This is a genomic window from Gemella sp. (assembly GCF_057272915.1).
This window is the reverse complement of record NZ_DBHIUF010000012.1, coordinates 22,540-43,894: the sequence shown is the minus strand read 5'-3', so window position 1 is coordinate 43,894 and position 21,355 is coordinate 22,540. Positions and strand designations below refer to the sequence as shown.

At 33.5% G+C, this 21,355-nt stretch carries 10 protein-coding genes; all 10 read right to left on the bottom strand.

What is annotated here, in order from left to right; translation table 11 throughout:
• Nucleotides 1-348: 348 nt before the first annotated feature.
• Nucleotides 349-474 carry a hypothetical protein gene (locus ACO6OL_RS06130; protein ID WP_485502500.1) on the bottom strand — a complete coding sequence of 42 codons (126 nt, stop codon included), beginning with the start codon at nt 472-474 and terminating at the stop codon, nt 349-351.
• A gap of 228 nt (nt 475-702) precedes the next feature.
• Entirely contained in the window at nt 703-912 is a 210-nt protein-coding gene (locus tag ACO6OL_RS06125; protein WP_485502499.1) for a hypothetical protein, read from the bottom strand.
• A gap of 84 nt (nt 913-996) precedes the next feature.
• A complete protein-coding gene (locus ACO6OL_RS06120; RefSeq protein ID WP_485502498.1) occupies nt 997-1,932 on the bottom strand; it encodes a PD-(D/E)XK nuclease family transposase in 936 nt (311 codons plus the stop codon).
• Nucleotides 1,933-2,181: 249 nt separating this feature from the next.
• Nucleotides 2,182-8,349, bottom strand: a complete 6,168-nt coding sequence (locus ACO6OL_RS06115) for a Rib/alpha-like domain-containing protein (RefSeq protein ID WP_485502497.1) — start codon at nt 8,347-8,349, stop codon at nt 2,182-2,184.
• Entirely contained in the window at nt 8,342-11,938 is a 3,597-nt protein-coding gene (locus tag ACO6OL_RS06110; protein WP_485502496.1) for a Rib/alpha-like domain-containing protein, read from the bottom strand. The genes ACO6OL_RS06115 and ACO6OL_RS06110 overlap by 8 nt, the downstream gene beginning before the upstream one ends.
• A gap of 670 nt (nt 11,939-12,608) precedes the next feature.
• Nucleotides 12,609-12,995 (bottom strand): hypothetical protein, encoded by a 387-nt coding sequence (locus tag ACO6OL_RS06105; protein ID WP_314160075.1) that lies wholly within the window; start codon nt 12,993-12,995, stop codon nt 12,609-12,611.
• A 385-nt stretch (nt 12,996-13,380) separates the two neighbouring features.
• Nucleotides 13,381-15,048: a SulP family inorganic anion transporter gene (locus tag ACO6OL_RS06100; RefSeq protein WP_485502495.1), complete on the bottom strand. Its 1,668-nt coding sequence runs from the start codon at nt 15,046-15,048 to the stop codon at nt 13,381-13,383.
• A 329-nt stretch (nt 15,049-15,377) separates the two neighbouring features.
• On the bottom strand, nt 15,378-16,274 hold the full coding sequence (gene miaA / locus ACO6OL_RS06095; RefSeq protein ID WP_314160077.1) for a tRNA (adenosine(37)-N6)-dimethylallyltransferase MiaA: 897 nt from the start codon (nt 16,272-16,274) through the stop codon (nt 15,378-15,380).
• A gap of 8 nt (nt 16,275-16,282) precedes the next feature.
• Nucleotides 16,283-18,559, bottom strand: coding sequence for a DNA mismatch repair endonuclease MutL (gene mutL, locus ACO6OL_RS06090; protein ID WP_485502494.1), 2,277 nt, complete (start codon nt 18,557-18,559; stop codon nt 16,283-16,285).
• Between the two features lie 5 nt (nt 18,560-18,564).
• Nucleotides 18,565-21,327, bottom strand: coding sequence for a DNA mismatch repair protein MutS (gene mutS / locus ACO6OL_RS06085; protein WP_485502493.1), 2,763 nt, complete (start codon nt 21,325-21,327; stop codon nt 18,565-18,567).
• Nucleotides 21,328-21,355: the final 28 nt, after the last annotated feature.

Below are 21,355 nucleotides of genomic sequence, written 5' to 3'. Positions count from 1 at the left end.
AAAAATATTAAAAAATACTTATTCATTATAAAATTCAACGTTGTTTCACAATATACAATATATATATATATATATATATATATATATATATATATGCATAGACAACTTTTCTTCACAGTATAATAAATAAGAAATATTTTATATTTTTAAAAAATAAATACTTTAAAAATTACTAATTCGACTCAGTAATTTGTAAATTTTATAAACTAAAACACGTTATCTCCTAATATAGCCTAATTTCTTTCCTAAATTTAACAAGAGCAACCTCTCATAACAAAAAACTCAAAATAAACCTTACTCATACTCTTGACAGTTTTAGATACAAGAAAATCTTAACGAAAAGTGTAGCTATAACGTTTCATCAGCTATATTGAAGTCTGTTTCTACGCTACTGTTACCTGTAAAGATTTGATTACTCTCAATTAGTTTAGCACTTTTTGCCGACAACTCAAAAATATCTTCTACAAATTGCAATGTTACTTCTTCTAAGCTGACCAAAAAGTCCTAAATTTAAATGATAACTCATAGACGCAATAGTTTATCGATATATAAATTCGCTTTATAAAAGCTTTTTAGATATCTAATAAACTGTATGGGAGTGACTCTTCAAAATAGATTTCTTCAAAATCACGATTTTTGAGTCACTCCCACCAAATCATAAGTGGATTTTATGTCGTTGCTTGTATTACATATAAACTTCCACTACAAATACTCCTCTAACTCTTCTTCACTAAGTTTTAATTTCTTCGCTACTATCTCTTTAGTAAGCAATCCTTCTTTCAATAAATCTACCAACTCTTTCATTCGACCTTGTTCGATCCCTTCTGCACGACCAGCAGCTCGTCCTTCTTCTTGAGCATAAGCTAATGATGCCCAGTAATGATCTTGTTGTCTTGTTACTTCATCATACATGCGTTGTTTCTCCTTAGTCCAGTTTCGAAGATTTAATAAATTATCAGCTTGAACAATGAAATAAGGAACTAAAACTAGAAGTTATTATAAATATTTATCCAATTCATCAATACTAATATTTAGCTTTTCAGCAGCTACTTTTGGAGAAATATAACCATCTTTTATCAGAGAAATCAGCGTATTTCGTTCTTGCTCTTTCCCAAGTTCAATTCCTCGTTCAATTCCTTGTTCAATTCCTTGTTCAATTCCCAGTCTCACACCCTCAGCTCGTCCTTCTTCTTGAGCATAAGCTAATGATGCCCAGTAATGATCTTGTTGTCTTGTTACTTCATCATACATGCGTTGTTTCTCCTTAGTCCAGTTTCGAAGATTTAATAAATTATCAGCTTGAACAATTACATCATCAGGTTCGCCTGTGTACTGTTTGTTCCCAAAAAATTCTAACCATCTAATTTTCTTATAATCATTGTTTGAGTTTTCTTTATATTTTTTAAGTTCTAAAAATACGATTTTTAATAGCGGCATTTCTTTAGTGTCATTATCCACATGCATTTTTAGTTCTATATTTCTAGTTTCTTCTTTGATTAAAAAAGTACTTATAGCTTCGTCGCCATCAAAATAGTTTTGATCAACGATGGCTGCCACGTAAACAGGTGGCAATTTTTTATAAATAGCGAACTGCTCTTTTTCATTTTGTTTTAGTCTCTCTATATTGTCATTGACCTGCTTGCACAAGTATGCCCAAATACGATTAATGAAAAATACCTGCTTAGCTAGTTGAACTTCAATAATTACCTGTGCATGATTATCTAATTCCACTAGAATATCTACAGCTATATTGAAGTCTGTTTTTACATTGCTGTTGGCTGCAAAAATTTGATTTCCCTCAATTAGTTTAGCGCTTTTTGCCGGTAATTCAAAAATATCTTTTACAAATTGCAATGCTACAGTTTCATTACGAAATACTTTTTTAACAACTAGATCATAAATGGGTTTTATATTTTTATGTCGTTCCTCCATTATGTTCTCCCCCTTATTTGTATTAATTATAATTTTTCTTAATTTTATTCTACCCTATTACTAACTTTATTATACTAGAAAAAAATCATTTTTTCTAATGATATCACTATTACACTTGCGATTTTCGACAAAAGTAAAACACAAAAAAATCCAAGAAATGAATCTCTCGATTCTTCCTTGGATTTCTTACTCTTCTTGATTATCTAAATAGAAAATTTCGAAGATTTATTTTCGATGATTTAGTAATTTTTACTCTTCATCTTTTTTACGTCTTTTAGCTACCGCTAATAAGCTTCCTAAAATTCCTAGTCCTAGACCTGCTAGCCCTGTATTTGTTTCAGATTCACCAGTGTTTGCCAATCGTTTTGTAGATTTATTAGCTGTTGGATTTTCTTTGTTATCTGATGTTTTTTGTGATTGTGGTTCACCTTTTTCAGATGTTCTAATCTTCGATGGTGTTATTACCACAGGGACTTCTACCGTTGATTTTCCTGGTTCTGTAATCTTAGCTTTTCCTGGAACTTTCCCATCTGGTAATTCACTATTTGGTACTTTACCTTTTCCATCTTGTCCAATTATTACAGTGATTGTGTTTCCATTCTTACCTGGGATTTCTACCTTAGTTCCTGGTGGATATGTTGTTCCATCTGGTCTCTTAGGTGTTACTATTACATCCCCTGTATTTGGATCTTGATCTAATTCTACTGTCGGTGTCTTACGAGCAGGTGTTGTTACCACTGGTACTTCTTCAGTTGGTTTTCCTGGCTCTGTAATCTTAGCTACTCCTGGTACTTCTCCATCTGGTAAGTCTTTATTCGGTACCTTACCTTTTCCGTCTTCTCCAATTATTACAGTGATTGTGTTTCCATTCTTACCTGGGATTTCTACCTTAGTTCCTGGTGGATATGTTGTTCCATCTGGTCTCTTAGGTGTTACTATTACATCCCCTGTATTTGGATCTTGATCTAATTCTACTGTCGGTGTCTTACGAGCAGGAGTTGTTACCTCAACTGGATTAGATGGTCTCTTATTCGGTTCTGCAACAGTTCCCATTCCTGGTTTAGCCTCTTTTGGAAGTTTATCATTTGGAACCGTTCCTGAACCATCATTTTCAATTGTTACTTCAATTGTTTTCCCATCTTCTCCTGGGATTTCTACCTTAGTTCCTGGTGGATATGTTGTTCCATCTGGTTTCTTAGGTGTTACTACAGCATCTCCATTTGGTTTTCTTGTAATTACTATTTCACCTGGTTGTTCTGTTTGTGATGCGTTTGGATCTAGTTTTTTCGGTGTTTTCACTTGAACTTCTTCAGGAGTTTTACCTGGTTCTGTAATCTTAGCTGTTCCTGGTACTTCTCCATCTGGTAAGTCACTATTTGGTACTTTACCTTTTCCATCTTTTCCTATTGTTACAGTGATTGGATTTCCGTTTTCACCTGGAATTTCTACCTTCGTATTTTCTGGATATAATGTTCCATCTGGTTTCTTAGGTGTTACTGTTACATCCCCTGTATTTTGATCTTGATCTAACTCTACTGTTGTTTTCTTACGAGCTGGCGTTGTTACATCCACCGGTTTAGATGGTCTCGCTCCTGGCTCTGTTACTGTTCCTTTTCCTGGAATATCTTGTTTTGGAAGTTTGTCGTTCGGAACTGTGCCAAAACCATCTTTCCCGATTATCACAACTATTGTTGTGCCATTTTCTCCTGGGATTTTCACCTTAGTTCCTGGTGGGTATGGTGTTTCATCTTGTTTCTTAGGTGTAACAATCGCATCTCCATTTTCATTTCTTTTAATGTCGATTCCAGTTGGTTGTTCTGTCGCTGGGTTATTTGGGTTAATTTTTTTCGGTGTTTCTACCTTAACATCTTCTGCTGGTTTTCCTGGCTCTGTAATCTTACCTATCCCTGGTGTATCTTCATCAGGTAAATCATTATTCGGAACTGTACCTTTTCCATCTTTGCCAATTGTTACTTCAATAGTTTTTCCATCTTTTCCTGGAATTTCTACCTTAGTTCCTGATGGATATGTTGTTCCATCTGGTTTCTTAGGTGTTACCGTTACATCTCCAGTATTTGGATTTTGTTCCATTTCCACTGTTGGTGTCTTACGAGCTGGTGTTGTTACAGCCACTGGTTGTGATGGTTTTTTATTCGGTTCTGTTACTGTTCCTTTTCCTGGTACTTCATATTTTGGAAGTTGGTCATTCGGTACTTCGCCTGAACCATTTTCTCCTATCGTTACTACGATACTTGTTCCGTTTTCCCCTGGAATCTTCACCTTAGTATCTTTAGGATAGTTTGTTCCGTCTGATTTCTTAGGTGTTACAATCGCATCTCCATTTGGTTTTCTTGTAATTTCAATTGTACCTACTTGTGCTGTTTCCGGTGCATTAGGATCAATTTTTTTCGGTGTTTCTACCTTAATCTCTACCTCTGGTTTACCATCTTCTTTAATCTTACCTGTTCCTGGAGTATCTGTTTCTGGTAAATCATTATTAGGAACTTTTCCTGTTCCACCTTCACCGATTGTTACAGTGATTGGAGTTCCATTTTTACCTGGAATTTCTACCGTAGTTCCTGGTGGATATGTTGTTCCATCTGGTTTCTTAGGTGTTACCGTTACATCTCCAGTTTTTGGATCTTGGTCTAATTGTAGTGTTGGTACCTTTTTAGCCGGTGTTGTAATATCCACCGGTTGCGATGGTTTTTTATTTGGTTCTGTTATGATAGCTGTTCCTGGTACATCTCTTTCTGGTAAATCACCATTTGCAACTGTTCCTGTTCCATCATTTCCGATTGTTACGTCAATCGTTTTTCCGTCTTTCCCTGGAATTGTTACCTTAGTTCCTGTAGGATATATTGTTCCATCTGGTTTCTTAGGTGTTACTGTTACATCTCCAGTGCTTGGATTTTGAATCAACTCTACCGTTGGTTTCTTACGCGCTGGTGTTGTTACATCAACTGGTTTTGATGGTTCTTTATTTGGTTCTGTTACTGTTCCTTGACCTATTTCTGCTTCTTTTGGAAGATTGTCATTTGGTACTGTGCCTGAACCATTTTCACCTATCGTTACTACTATTGTTTTTCCATTTTCTCCTGGAATTTCTACCTTCGTATCTTTAGGGTAAAGTGTTCCGTCCGGTTTAGTTGGTGTCACTACTACATCACCATTGTCCTTACGAGTCATTCCTATCTTAGGAGTTTGTGTTGTGGCAACTTTTGGATCTGTTCCATTTTTCTTTTCTTCTTCATCTGAAATTCCATCATTATCATCATCTAAATCTGTAACATCTGGATCTCCATCTCCGTCTGTATCACGTTGAATAACAACTGGAACTTCTACTCGAATTTCTTCATTACCATTTTTTACTTTAACTGGAATGTTTACTTTAAGTTCTTCATCACTACCCCAATCAGTTACGCTTGGTGTTCCTGTTAATTTACCATCTTTATCAACACTTAATCCATTTACTGGACTTTCTGTTGTAATTATTGAACCGTCTTTATTCGGTGTTACAACTTTTGGTAATGTTGAAGGAACTGGTGTTTTTTCTGTAACCTTAGTTGGATCAGAAACTTTTGCAGTTAGGTTGTTTGCTTTTTTCGGATCTGTTCCATTCGCTTTTTCAACCTCATCTGGAATTCCATCGTTATCATCATCTTTATCTGTTACATCTGGCTCTCCGTCTCCGTCTGTATCACGTTGGATTGTTACATGTACTGTTACGTCTTTTTCTTCAGTTACTTCTTGTTTACCATTTTCTGTGAATTTTTCTAGAACTTTAGTAACTTTAACAGGAATGTCAATAGTACGTTCTTCTTCATCTTTATCCCAGTCATTTACTGTTGGTGTTCCTTCTAGTTCGCCTTTATCATTGACTTTTAGACCGTTCACTGTTCCATCTGGTGTGTTTGTTACAATCGTTGAACCTTCTTTATTCGGAGTTACAACTTTTGTTGGAGTTACTGGAGTTTTCTCCTTCACTTTGTCTGGATCTGTAACTGCTACTTCTAATCCATTTGCAGCTTTTGGATCTGTTCCATTTTTATCCTCTACAGTGTCTGGGATTCCATCGTTATCATCATCTGTGTCTTCTGAATCTGGGATTCCATCATTATCTGTATCACGTTGGATTGTTACTGGAACTTTTACTATGATTTCTTTATCACCATTTTTTACTTTAACCGGAATTAAGATATTACGTTCTTCTTCATCTTTTTTCCAATTATCTACTGACGGTGTTCCTTCTAACTCACCTTGTTCATTGACTTTTAAGCCATTCATTGGATTTTCTGTCGTAATTGTTGAATTTGGCATATTCGGTGTGACAACTTTTGTTCGAGTAACTGGTTTTTTCTCTTTAACTTTTTCAGGTTTCGCAACTGTTGCTGTTAAATTATTAGGAACTTTTGGATCTGTTCCATTACTTTTCTCTACATCATCTGGAATTCCATCATTGTCATCATCTGTATCTAAAACATCTGGTGTTCCATCTCCATCTGTATCACGTTGGATTATTACTGGAACATCAACTTTAACAGTTTCCGTAACATTTTCTTTACCATTTGCCGTTACTTTTTCAACGACTTTTGTTACTGTAACCGGAATATTGATAGTTTTTTCTTCATCATTGCCCCAATTTTCTACTGTTGGAGTTCCTGTTAATTTACCTTCTCCATTAACCGAAAGACCATTCACTTTTCCTGAATTGTCTGTTGTAGTAGTTGTAATTGTTGCGCCTTTTTTATTTGGTGTGACAACTTCTTTTGGAGTGACTTCTTTTTTCTCCATAACTACATTCGGTTTTGTAACTGCTGCTGTTAGATCATTTGCTACTTTTGGATCTGTTCCATTATTCTTTTCATCTTCATCTGAAATTCCATCGTTATCATCATCTAAATCGTCAACATCCGGAGTTCCATCTCCGTCTGTATCACGTTGGATTGTCACTGGAACATATACCGTAGCTTCTTCTTTTTTACCATCTTTTTCTCTCGTAATCTTAACAGGAATTGTGATATTGCGTTCCTCTTCTCCGCCAACCCAATCTTTTACGGTCGGTGTTCCTTCTAATTTACCTTCTCCATTAACTTTCAATTCATTTACTGATTCTGATGGTTCAATTGTTGCATCTTTTTTATTCGGTGTTACAACTTTTGGTAAAGTTGTCGGTACTGGAGTTTTTTCTTTCACTTTAGCTGGAGCTGTAACGATTCCTGTCAGATCATTTTTAACTTTTGGATCTGTTCCATTTCTCTTTTCATCTTCATCTGAAATTCCATCGTTATCATCATCTTTATCTGTAACATCTGGATCACCATCTCCATCTGTATCACGTTGGATTTTAACCGGTACACTTACGTTAACTTCTTCCGAACCATTCTTAACCTTAACTGGAATAGTGATATTACGTTCTTCTTCACCTTCACCCCAAGAGTCTACTTTTGGTTTTCCTGTTAAACTTCCATTATTAGCAACTGTTAATCCATTTATAGCAGTTGGTGTTTCTATCGTTGAGTTTTCTTTATTTGGTTTTACTACTTCTGGTATATTAACATCTGTATTTTCAGTGACGGTAGATGGTTTTACTACTCCTGTTAGACCGTATGATGTTTTATTTCCTGGTTTGTCAGGAGTTTTCGGATCTGTTCCATTTTTCTTTTCTTCCTCATCCGTAATTCCATCATTATCATCATCTGTATCTGTCACATCAGGAGTACCATCTCCGTCTGTATCACGTAGAATTGTAACCGGTACGCTTACTTTGATTTCTTCATTTCCATTCGTAACTTTAACCGGAATTGTGACATCACGTTTTTCTTCGTCTTTGCCCCAAATTTCTACTTTTGGCGTTCCTGTTAATTTACCTTCTCCATTAACTGTTAAACCATTTTCTGATTTTTCTGTTGTTATCGTTGAGCCATCTTTATTTGGTGTGACAACTTTTTTAGAGTCAACTGCACGTTTCTCCAAAACTTCATTTGGTTTCGTAACTTCTGCTGTTAAATTCGTAGGTACAGTAATATTCACACTAACATTATCTGTTGTTTGGTCTGGATATTCTACCACAACAACCGCAGAAACAGTTTGCCCACCTTGGCTTGTGTTTGGTGGAGTTAACCAACGATATTTTGTCCCTTTCGGAAGTTCTGTTTTATTCGCAATACTATCTTCTGCATTAGGCGTTGAGTTTTTAGGTACCGTTTGGTCTTTTCCTACTGGGTTATACTTGTCATTTTGCCCTTTGACTACAATTTCAATAATTTTTTCAGCCTTATTATCATTCTTATCATAAGCTTTAATCGTTACTTTTGCAGTTCCAGGCGTTCCTGTAGGAGTTCCTACGATTTGATTATTTTCAAATTTCAATCCCTCTGGCAATCCTGTTACTTCAATTGGAGTATTTTCACGCATTCCAACCTCCGCCATCGTTATCTTTAACTGTTACTGGAATTGGCGTAATTTTCTCACGACTTGTAACTGTTGCTCCATCCGCTGAAATAGTTGGTGCTGTCTTATCACGTGGTGTTACCTCAAATGAGAAAATCACCGGATTAGCTTTGTTACCTGAATCATCTTTTGCGTTAAATATAATTGTATTTTGTTTACCAACATCTTCTGCTACAGTTTTAATTGTAAACTTAACTTCTTTTAATATAGGTGTATCTTTTACATAACTAGCCGTCACTGCCCCTAAAGTATATCTATTAAAATATTTACTTAGAAAATCATTCATATCAAAAGTAACATTTTTGTCATCTCTTGCCGTCACTGTAAATGTTACAGTTTCCCCTTCTACTACCTTTATGTTGTTAACAGATAGTGTTAAAACTGGTGCTTCATTATCTGGTGTTTTTGCTTTGTCTGTTGCAGGTTCTGAATCATCACTAGTTCCATTTTTTGTTATAGCTGTTACTTCTGTTTCATTTTTTACTTTTTCAGCAGGGATTGTGATTTCACCTGTGTCTGCATTGATTTTGATTTCTGGATCACTTGAAGTCCATTGGTTAAATGGATCTTTCATTCCCACTACTTTTTTCGATGAACCATCTTCTCCCGTGTAAGTAACTGTAATTTTGTCTGCTTTTGTTGGGTCTTGTGGTTTTGCTATTACAGATCCATCTTCTTTTGCTGTTACTGTTGGTTTTTCAGGTTTTGGTGCTCTTGCTGTTTCTGTTGCTGGATCTGAATCAACACTATTTCCATTTTTTGTTATAGCTGTTACTTCTGTATTGTCTTTTACCTTGTCAGCTGGAATTGTGATTTCACCTGTGTGACCATCAATAGTTACACCTGGATTGTTCTCAAGAGTCCATGTTCCATCATTTCCTTTATTACCTACTACTGTTACTTTTGATCCATCTTCGTCTTTATAAGTAACCGTAATTTTATCTACTTTGGCTGGATCTTTTGGTTTTGCTGTTACATCACCAGTATTTGGTGCCGTTACAATTGGTGTTTCAGGTTTCGGTGCTTTTGCAGTTGCTTTTGCAGGAGTTGATTCATCACTGTTTCCATTTGTTGTTACTGCTGTTACTTCTGTATTATCTTTTACTTTATCAGCTGGGATTGTGATTTCTCCTGTATTTGCATCGATTTGAACTTCTGGATTACCCGTAACAGTCCACGTTCCATTTCCGCCTTTAATTCCTTCAGCCGTCTTTTTCGAACCATCTTCTCCTGTATAGCTAACTTTGATTTTATCTACTTTCGTTGAATCTTGTGGTTTGGCTGTTACAGATCCATCTTCTTTTGCTGTTGCTAATGGAGGTTCTGGTGTTTTTGCTTTATCCTCTGTAACATGAATAGGTGCATCTACAATAAATGTTCCACGTTCTGGAATAATCACTTCCACTTTACCATACACAGGTGCACCTGGCGCTGTCGCTTTTGATACATCCGGGTCTTTAAACCAACGATAAGTTGTACCCTTTGGCAACTCATCCGGATTTGCAATACTATTAAAAGCATCTGGAATAACGCCTACTTTAGTCGTTTGTGGCTTAGATCTTGGTTTTAAGTCGTATTTGTCTGCTTCTTCTGGTTTTAATGGTAATACACCAATAATGGCATTTTCGCCAGTTCTATAACGTCTATATCCACCATCTGTATACCCTCCATAAGCAAGGAATGGGTCATTGGCTAGGCGTTTTTTCATTTCAGCAAGCATCGGATTATTGGTATTTTTATCTCCCCAATCCGACATAATACTATTGTTTAAATCATCACCTTCAAGAATTTTAGTTTTAAAAGTGATAATTGAACGTTGCCCAGCAACTACGTTCATTTTGTCTTCTATGACACCTCGAACAAGATTATACTCAAGTCGATTTTTATAAATCCCTAACATATCATTAACACGTGGAGCGGCATCTGGATTACGATCAGTACCATCACTAGAGTTACGATAAATATTCCATCTCCAAGTATTAGACGGATTTATATAATCCATCCAAGCATCAACATTTTCTCCGTATGTTGCTCCTGAACGACGTTCACCATCTTTAACATAAGCGCGGTAAGCTGAGTTTTCATACTCCCATGCTGATGCGCTATCATACTTCTTGTGGAAAGTCTGTTTTCCATCTTGGTATTTTGTATAAGTAAATTCATAAGGATCTCCAACTGTACGAGGAATCGCAAGTGAAATTTTTTTAGAAACACCAGCCAGTCCATTTGGTCTTGGACCTGAATCTAAGATCCAGTAGTAATATTTATTCCCATCGTTTTCGATACGTTCTTCACGGTAAACACGGATATTATCATAGGCTTTATCAGCCGTTCCCTTACTTACGAAAGCATATTGCTTCGTATCTGGTGAGAATACATCACGTTCTGAATAGTTAATCATAGGATTTTTAATCCAACCAACACCGAAATCTGTTACTTTTGTTGCACGAACCGTACTTGTTCCACGACCAACTACTTGACCATTCTTTTTGATAACAGTCGTAACAACTGCATCTTTTACCATCAAGTTCGTATCAACATTAATCGTGAAGTATCCATTTGTTTGTGATTTAGTTTTAAAAGTTTTTCCACCAACAGTTACCTCAACATCAGCTTCTGCCGCTGTATATCCGTCAACTTGAGCAATTCCTGCTAAACTATCATTAAAAGCTACTGTATCTGCCGGACTTACTTTAGTGGTATAAACACTCTTTCCATTAACTACTAACTCAACATTATCTCCAACTTCGATACCTTTAGCATTTAATTTAAATGTTCCTGTATCGTCAAGTTTAGAAGTAAGCACAGTTGTACCATTTCTCTTAATCTCAATTGTTGAAGATGGTGTTGCATATCCTGTAATAAATCCAGAGTTCGCTACAACAATTCCAAGATTTCCACGGCTGGTTGCTGTATCAATTGGTGCAGATCTTAGATTAGAACCCACTTCTATATTATCGCCATTACGCGAATCACGAGATCCAGTATTAGCAATCGTATTTTTTCCTTCTTTTACTACTTTTTCAGGAGTATTAGCCTTCGGCATTGAAGATAATACAAACAGCTTATCGCTAAGTTTCTTAGCTACCGCATCAACTTCAGCTTGTGTCAACTCATTATTATTTAATGCATTTTTAGCATTTTCTAAATCTATTTTAATAGCCGCTAAAGTAGACGCAGGCGCTTTATCTTTATTAATTTTTTCTAAAAGTTCTTCTACTCTTTCAATATTAGTTTGTAATTTTGTTTTGTCTAATACTACTTGTTTTTCTACTGTTTTTCCAATATTAGCATTATTGTTTACAGCGGGAGTATTTCCAGTGGCTAACTCCTCTTTTTTAGCAGGTTTCGCTTCCTCTTTACCAGGCGAAACTGCTACTTCAGTATTTTTCTCTACAACTTCTCCTGCATTAGCTACCCCAGCAGCTCCAAAGAAGATACTAGCACCAATTACAACCGAAGCCGCCCCTACTTTAAACTTTTTAATAGAGTAACTTTCAACTTTTACTCCACTTCTTGTGTCCCTTAAATATTTATTATTTTTTCCTATCACTTTTGTTTCTCCTTCCTTACATTTCTTAAATAAAACCAATCCGAGATTATAGGTATTTATAATAACTTATGCAAACTATTATATTCCAATTCTTTATTATACTTTCTGAACTTAAAATATACTTTAAATTATGTATATTTAAAACGAAAAAATAATAAAAAATTAATACTTTTTATAAAAAAACAATATCTTTTACTCGAGATATATATTAAAATGTAAACGTATTTATCACTCTTTAAAAACTGATAAAATAATAAGTTTTTTAATTTTAACTGCAAACTCTACTCTTTAAATAATAAATCAAAGTATTAAATCATAATTCTAAATTTATAAAAATAGGGAGTGACTCAAAAATCGCAATTCCATAGAAATCGATTTCATCAAGTCACTTCCACAAAATTTATTAGATAGCTAAAAAGCTTTTATAAAGCTAATTTAGATGTCAACAAACCACTGCACCTATGAGTTCTCGTATAATTTTTTTAAAAAGTTTAGGACTTTTGGGTCAGCCTCATTATTTATAATTTTTTAGATTTTCACAATTTAATAAATATAATTTACTATATAACGATAGTTTTCTTTTAAAATATTATTAAATTATAGAGAAAATATAACTAACTTTACATTTTACGATTTTTATGTAGTGCGTATTTCAAAAAACTTTTTATCATTATTTTTTCTCTACAGTCTTCTTCACCTTATTATAACGACGAATAGTGTAAATTGAATCCAAAATATTTGGTAACAATACAAGCACAATAATAACTGAATATATCACTTCATTTAGTGTCTCTCCAAAAAAACTTATCAACAACCCTTTGTTCACTAAAGAGATAACAAGATATATACAGCATACTATTGCTACTCCTAAACTTATTATCAATACTATTTTTGAATTACTATTCCTCATTCTAATACTATCTATTTCCTCATCTGATAACTTTTTTAAAAGTAATTTCTCTCTTTTTATCATTTTTCTCGATATCACAAATAATATTAAACATAAACTACAAAAAATTACCCACAATACTTCAAATAAAATTTCTGATATGCCCATAATATTCACCTCCATTTAAAATTATTATGTCACATTAAATGTACAAAAAACTACTCACATATATAATTTGGAATTAAGAAAGTGATTTATAGATTAACCCATTTCATATACTAATCAAGAAGCTTCCAGAAATGAAGAAAGAGAGTGACTCAAAAATCCTGATTCTAACATTAAGTCACCCCCACAAGGTTTATTAGATATCTAAAAAAGCTTTTATAAAGCGAATTTAGATGTCAACAAACCACTACTTCTATGAGTTATAATATACACTTTTTTTAAATTTAGGACTTTTGAATCCTCCAATTGTTTCCAACTTATTTTCATTAATATACACTCAGAAATAAATATACATACACTAATTCCACAAAATACAATTCTTTGAACTCTATGCTTTTTGTATTTTCCCTAACTTCTCCGCTCTTTCTAACGATGAATCAATATTTTCACATATGTTTTCAACACCAATTTTCTCTATAAATCCTGCTTTTTCCATAACATGATACGGTTGTTCATTTACGTGAGATAATATTAGTGTTAGCCCACGTTTTTTACAAGTTTCCAATATTTCTTCTAATACCTCTAATCCTGAAATATCCATAACAGGAACATTACGCATTCGTATAATCAAAACATTTTTTCCTTCACCATGTTCAAAGTTAGTAAATACATTTGCAGCTCCGAAGAATAATGCTCCAAATATTTCATAGACAATTGTATTTTTAGGAACATATTTTAAATCAACTTCCTCTGACAGTTTATCTTCATCAGATGAACCTTTGTATGTCCATTGTCTTACTTCTGCAATATCTGACATACGTTTTAAGAATAGGAACGCGGCTAATACCATACCGAACTCTATCGCAATAACTAAATCGAAGAATAACGTTAATAAGAATGTAATAATTAATACCGCAATATCACTTTTCGGTGCAGTCTTTAACATACGCACACAAATACGCCAGCCACTCATATTATAACCTACAATTATTAATATCGCAGCCAAGCAACTCATAGGTATATACGATGCATATGGCATTAAAAATAACAGTATTAATAATAGAGTAAATGCATGTACCATTCCAGCTACTGGTGTTCTACCTCCATTTTTCACATTAGCTGCCGTTCTCGCAATGGCACCTGTTGCAGGTATTCCTCCGAAAAGTGCTGACATAAAGTTCCCAACACCTTGGGCTACTAATTCTGCATTAGATTTGTGCTTACTACCTGTCATACCATCAGACACTACAGCTGATAGCAAGGATTCTATTGCAGCTAATATTGCTATCGTAAATGCGGGTAACATCATCTCCCTAACTAGAGAGAACGAAATTGTAGGCATTGTAAAACTAGGAAGCCCTGCTTTAATCGTATATAGATCACCAATAGTTTTTACCGGTAATTTGAAAATAGCTACTAAAAATGTTGTAACTAGTATTGCGATTAAAGAACCCGGTATTTTCTTAGAGACTTTTGGCCAAAATACTTGGATTAATATCGCAAGAATACCTATTGCTAAAGTTATAAAACTTATACTTTTTATATTATGACTATACGCAACTATCTTTCCAACAAACTCAGCAGGAACTGCTCCCATACTTAATCCTAGGAAATCTTTCACCTGACCAACTACTATTCCCATAGCAATCCCTAGAGTAAAACCAATAGTAATTGTTTTAGGAATGAATTTAATCAAGTCACCAAAGTGAAATAATCCCATCAGGATTAACATAACTCCTGCCATCAGTGTTGCAACAGTTAATCCTGCAATTCCGTGTTCTGCTATGATTCCATAAATAATAACGACAAAAGCGGCTGTAGGTCCACCTATCTGAACCCTACTCCCACCTAAAAATGAAATAAAAAAACCTGCTATAATCGCAGTATAAAGACCTTGTTCTGGATTCACCCCAGATGCAATCCCCAAAGCAATCGACAAAGGCAATGCTATAACAGCTACTATCAAACCAGCAATTACATCTTTTAAGCATTGTTCCTTTGTATAACTTTTCATTACACTAAATAACTTCGGCTTAAGATATTTAAATGAATTCATCTTCTCCTCCTACCTCCTGAGAATCTTTAGTATTAATAGTTTAGCATATAATGAAGAAAAACTCTAGTTAAATCAGAAGTACTCTTGAAATATTTTAAAATTTCATAATATATCTTCTTACAACTAGAGTTTAATCTATTATATAATAAATTTATTTGTTATAAATCATAAAAAGGGAGTGACTTAAAAATCCTAGATTTTAAAAAAGTTTACAAAAAACTCATAGACGCAGTGGTTTATTGATATCTAAATTCGCTTTATAAAAGCTAATAAACTGTGCATGGGTGACTCGACAAAATCTTGTTTCTTAAGAAATCACGATTTTTTAATCACTCCCTAAATTTTCCTTTGATATCACTAATGATATTCGCCAAAAGTTCCTCATTAGCAGTATCATACCAAGTTCCATTCATTTTATTTCTGAACCATGTTAACTGACGTTTTGCATAACGGCGTGAATTCTGAGAAATAGCTGCAATAGTATCTTCTTTAGAAACATTACCCTTAAGATACGGAATCATCTCCTTATATCCTATCGCTCCTAGAGCTTGCAGTTCTAAACCATATTCTTCTATAATTTCTCTAACCTCTTGTTCTAAACCTTCTTCAAACATTAGCTCAACGCGCTTATTAATACGATTGTATAGAACTTCCCTGTCTGTATTAAGAACTATTAAAAATGGATTATAACAATCTAGAACAGTATCACCATTGTTGTTTGTTGTTACACTTTTCTTTTCATTCATTACATAATTATATGCATTAATTACACGACGGTGATTTTCTAGGTCAATTGTATTGTATGTATCTGGATAGTTTTCTTTTAGATATTCTCTTGCCATATCTACATCTATATCATAAGTTTTCTCCTCTAAATCAGTAAACTCATATTTATTTAGGACAGCATTCATATAAAAACCTGTTCCACCAATTAATAATGGCATCTTTCCTCGAGCATGTATTTCTTCAATTTTCTTACGCGCTAGTTTTTGAAAATCATAGACAGAACAAGTATCAGTAGGTTCTAATTCATCTATTAAATGATGAACTATCCCATCCATCTCTTCTTTTTTCACCTTCGCAGAACCTATATCAAACTTTTTATAAATTTGAACACTATCTATAGAGATTATTTCACAGTTGAACTCTTTTGCAAGTTCTATACTAAGTGCTGTTTTACCAACTGCAGTTGGGCCTACTATCGCTATTAAAGGTATTTTTTTCATCTTACCTCCTACACTATACGCTTAAACATTTTTTCTAAATCTTTTTTCTCCATTTTTGTAATTATCGGACGTCCATGTGGGCACGTAAATGGATTCTTACATTCATAAAGGTCACTAATAACCTTATTCATCTCTACATCTGTAAGTACTTGATTTGCTTTTATAGACATTTTACAACTTGCCATGGCAATTGCATCATTTCTTAATTCGTTAAAAGTTATATTGTTATTTCTTAGAACCTTCTCGACAATAATTTTTATCATTTGCTCTTCGTCTTCTTCTATCCAACCAGGAAATTCACGAACAACATAAGAATTGTCTCCAAACTCCTCAAAAACAATACCAAGTTCCTCGAATTTTTCTAAATTATTACGAACTTCAGCCGCTTCTTCTACAGAAAAATCAAACATAAGCGGTATTAACATCTGTTTTTTATAATTCTTTCTTTCTATAAATTCACGTTGCAGTTTCTCATAATTATATCTTTCCGCTGCGGCATGCTGATCTATAAGGAATAATTTATTGTCAGCCTCTGATAAGATATATGTTTTAAAGATTTGTGCCAATACTTTTAAATCAGGTAGCGTACGAACTTTTGTATCATCATTTTGAATAATTTTCGCATCTTTAATTTCATTAAAATGACTATCATCTTTTACTACATTAGAGACTACTTCTTCAATATGCTCATCATAACGCGCGTTGTCTTCTTTTTTAGAGAAATTCATGAAGTTCTCTATCTCTTTTTTAGTTGGTTTATCACCATATTTATTTCTATTATCACGAGGATGTGAACTATAGCTTAAATCTGGTAAATCACTCTTAATTTTCTGAGTTTTACTTCTTTGATTAAACGTATTTTCTTTAGTTTGTACTGGTGTTTTTTCTTCAACAGTATTTGTTAACAAATCCCCTCCAAAAAGAAATTCATCTTCATGAATAATATGACTTGCAACTTCTTCTTGATTACCAGAAAAACTACTGTCATCTTTAGTAGTTCCTAGATATTCTTTGGAGATATTTGTAAACCTACTTTCTCTTTCATCACTGCCAAGAAGTTTTTTAGGTTTACCTGAGAAACTATTTTCATCTTCTGTTTTTATACCTAGTTCCTTTGACTCTTCAGAGAAACTATTCTCACCTTGAACATTGTCCACAACTTCTCTCTGCTCTTCTGAAAAATTAATCTTATCTTCTACATCTCCAAATTTACTATCTAGTTCATCTAAGAAATTAATTTTTTCGATTTTCGCTTTTTCTTTTTTCGTAAGAACATTATTCATTCCTTGTGGAATATATGTATAATTACTTAGTCTTTCTGCGATAACTTCTTTTATTAGACGTATTAACTCCGCTTCTTTCGATAATCTAACTTCTTGCTTAGTTGGGTGCACATTAACATCTAATAAAATTGGGTCCATTTCGATATTAATTACACATAATGGATACCTATTAATCATTAATAGCGTTCCGTAAGCATCGATTATAGCATTTTGAATTCCATAATTTTTAATATAACGACCATTAATAAAAATATTTATATAGTTCTTACTAGCTCTTGTCTCTTCTGGTACAGAGATATAACCAAATACTTTGTAATCATCGTTGCTACCACTAAATTCTATCATATTTCTAGCGACACCCATATTATAGATTTTAGATAAAATCTTATGAACATCACCATCACCATATGTTTTAAAGGTAATCTTACCATCTACATGCAGTTCGAAAGCTACATTAGGATAAGACAGGGCAAACTTATGAATAATATTAGTAATATTAGCTTGTTCTGTATGTGGATTACGTAGATATTTTAACCTTGCTGGTGTATTGTAGAATAAATTTCCCACACTTAAATCAGTTCCTTTAATAGGTGCGTAATATTCCTCAGAAACTACTTTCCCACCTTCAAGAACTAGCATCTTCCCTTGCGCTTCTCCCGCACAACTTTTTATCGTTACTTTACTCACAGATGAAATACTCGCTAGCGCCTCACCTCTAAAACCTAGCGTTTCTATGTGAAATAAATCATAGTCAGCACTTATTTTACTAGTCGCATGGCGTAAAAATGCACGTGCCAAATCATCATTAGTAATACCACTACCATTATCAATAATTCTAATTTGTTGAATACCAAATTCCTTGATTATAACTTTAATATTTGTACTCCCTGCATCGATAGAGTTCTCCACAAGCTCTTTAACAACAGAAGAAGGTCTTTCAACAACTTCTCCTGCCGCTATTTTATTTGATAATTCTGCAGATAATATATTTATTTTTCCCATTTAATTTATTTCACATCCTCACTTATTTTTCTCTGTAATTCATAAAGAAGATTAAATGCTTGCATTGGTGTTGTTTCTAAGAAGTTTACACTCTCTAATTGCTTTTTGATTTCATCAAATTTCTCATTATCACCATCGAAATCCAATTGTAATTTTGCATAATTTTTTCCTGATTTCTCTTCAGCTTTTAATTGTTTTCTAATAGTTTTCTCTAACTCTTCTTTAAGTTCTTTTTCTAGTTCAGAACGAAGTTGTGCTCTTAAAGCTTCCTCGTCTATTTTTACAACTTCTTCTTTAACTACTCGACTGCTGTATTCTTGTTCAAGTTCTTGACGTATTTTTTCTCTTAATTTTTCTTCAGATTCTTGTGATGAATTTTCATTTAATAATACCTTATTATATCTAGCATTATCAACAAGGTCCTCACTACCTTTATTCCCACTTTCTAATTCTCTTAAAATTTTATTAGCGCCTACGATAACATCTTCTGGTAGATGGGCAAGTTGAGCAACATGAATACCATAACTCTTCTCGATAGGTCCTTCATTAATTTTATATAAGAAAATTAGTTTTCCATGATCTTCTTTTGCAGAAACATGGATATTCTTTATTCCCTGGGTAATATTTTCTAACTTTGTAAGCTCATGATAGTGAGTTGAGAATAATGTTTTACATTTGATAGTATTATTAATATATTCTAATATTGATTGAGCTAAGGCAATACCGTCATACGTCGATGTTCCACGACCAATTTCATCAAAAATTAATAATGAATTTGCAGTAGATTCGACTAAAGCATTCTTCGCCTCAATCATTTCAACCATAAACGTCGATTTCCCTCCAGCAAGATCATCACTCGCACCTATTCTCGTAAATATTTTATCGAAAATCGGTAGATTTGCAGAAGTCGCTGGAACAAATGATCCAATTTGTGCAAGAATCACAATAAGAGCAAGCTGTCTCATATAAGTGGATTTACCAGACATATTCGGCCCCGTAATAAGCAAGATATTATTATCTTTGTCTACTTTACAATCATTACTAATATAACTATTAGCACTCACATTTCTTTCGACAATCGGGTGACGACCATCAACAATATCAATAATATTATTATCATTAAATTCAGGTTTAACATAACCATATTCTTCCGCTACATCAGATAATGAAACGAACACATCAATATCACTTAGAGTATTCGCAACTCTTTGTAATCTTACGATATAATTATAAATCTTCGTCTTAACTTCTTGGAACAATTGTAATTCTAATTCTTCGATTTTCGTCTTAGAATTCACGATGTGTTCTTCAACTTTTTTTAGTTCTTCAGATACAAATCTCTCACAATTAGATAGTGTTTGTTTCCTATGATAACCTAGTTCTGTTGGATTTATAGTCTTAAGCCCTACTTTAGATACTTCGATAAAGTAACCAAAAATCTTATTGTATCCAACTTTTAGATTTTTAACCCCAGTTCTCTCTTTTTCACGTTCTTCGATTTCTAGTAAAATTCTATTTCCGTTTTTACTAGCATTTTTATAACTATCTAACTCTTCATTAAAGCCTAATTTAATTACATTACCTTCTTTAACAGTCTGACCAGCTTCTTCATGGATTGTTGCTTCAAGATAGTCGTATAAATCTGTTAATTCATCGATATTCTCTGCGATATCTTTTAATTTATTAGATTCAAATCCTAATAGTAATTTCTTGATTTCTGGTATTTGAGCCAATGTTTTCTTTAGATTTAATAATTCCTTAGGACTTACGATATTATAAGATACTTTTGTAGAAATTCTTTCAAGGTCATATACTTCTTTCAAACTAGTTTTAACATCAGCTTTTTCAAAATAATGTTTAGTAAAATCTTCTACGATTTCCTGACGTTTTTTAATTTCTTTAAGATCTAACAATGGATTTTCTAACCATTTTTTAAGTTTTCTTGATCCCGCAGCTGTTGAAGTTTTATCTACAATACTAAGAAGAGAACCTTTCTTACCACCATTAGCCATGTTCTGAGTAACTTCTAAGTTTTTTAATGAGTAGTTCGTCATATAAACAAACTTATCTTTAAAATATACTTCAAAATCTTTAAGGCTTGAAATATCTTTATTTTGAGTTCTTTCAATATAATCTAAAAGAACATCACATGCTACACGTAGATTATTGTCAGTAAGATTACTTGTTTTTTCCTTATTAATATCAGTATTTAATTCAACTTCAGTAATATAAGCACTAATATCTAACTCTTGATCTTTTATGCTAATTACTTCTTTAATATTATTTTTTAGTACTTCGTCTTGTAGGTCAGCCATAGTTTTTAGTACAGTACAACGGCTATCACCAGTCATAATATCACAAAATGCGAAGTATATATTATTATCATTCACATATGCACTACCTAAGTAGTTATTCTCATCGTAGTTTTTGTAGTTCATGTAAGTCCCTGGTGTGATTACCTGAACTACCTTACGCTCTACGATTTTCCCTTGACCAGGTTCAGAAACTTGTTCGCATATAGCTACTTTATATCCATTATTTACTAAAGTATCAATGTAAGCTGCTGATGAATGAAATGGAACTCCACACATAGGAATTTTTTCAGCTCCTCCATCACGAGCAGTTAAGGTTATTTCTAATATTTTTGACGCTCTAGTCGCATCTTCAAAGAACATCTCATAAAAATCACCAAGACGGTAAAATACAAATGCATCTTGATAATCTTTTTTTATCTTCAGATATTGTTCTATCATTGGAGTATATTTCATCTCAAAAGTTCCTTTCTCTTAATTTCTT